Raw genomic sequence first — 844 nt, 5'->3', positions numbered from 1 at the left:
GCGTGCGCTCGTCGAGCGCGTCGGGGGTGTCGGGCAGCTCGTGGGGCGCAAAGCCGTACAGCGCCTTGCACTGGGGCGACAGCAGCTCGATGCCCTCGCGGATGTGCCAGTCCCAGACACCGTCGCCGCTGGCCTCGATGGCCCGCTTCCAGACCTCGGCCTGCGCGGCCAGCTGCAGCTCGGCGCGCTTGCGCTTCGTGATGTCGAGCAGCACGCCCACACGCTCGCGCGTGCCGCTGTTGTCTTCGGGCGGCGCCTCGCGGCTGTGCACCTCCACCCAGCGCTCGGTGCCGTCGAGCGCGATCATGCGCGTCTCGTAGTGCAGCTCGTCGCCGCGCAGCATGCCCGGCAGGGCCACGGCCTCGGTGGCGGCGGCGTCGTCGGGGTGGCGGCGGCGGGCCAGGGCATCGCCATCGGCCAGCACCTCGGCCGGTTCCAGGCCGTAGAGCGTGCGCACGTAGTCGCTCACGAAACCGTAGCGGCGCTGGCCATCGGGCGACACGTGGAGGCGGTACACCACGCCCGGCAGCAGCGACAGCAGCTGCTGCATGCGCGCCTCGCTGGCCTGCAGCGCCTGTTCGGCTTGCTTGCGGGCGGTGATGTCGAACACCATGCCCACGCGCACCGGCAGCCCCTGCTCGGGCGGCGCGGCCGCACTGAGCACCAGCACCCACTTCACGCGGCCGTCGGCCAGGCGCACGCGGTACTCGGTGCGCAGCGGTGCGAGGCTGCTGTTGGCGGCCTCGGTGGCGGCCTCGATCCGCGGCCGGTCGTCCTCGTGGCGCAGCCGGTGCATCAGCATGCCGTCGGCGATGAACTCGCCCGGCTCGATGCCCAGCAGCTC

Annotated in this window: 1 protein-coding gene; it reads right to left on the bottom strand. The window is 73.1% G+C overall.

The window, feature by feature from the left end:
* The coding region (locus tag AC01FP_RS18120; RefSeq protein WP_474482205.1) for a PAS domain-containing protein at positions 1–844 on the bottom strand (844 nt) is incomplete at both ends.

Source organism: Cyanobium sp. NIVA-CYA 375 (genome assembly GCF_056108345.1).
This window is presented reverse-complemented; position numbering and strand designations above follow the sequence as displayed.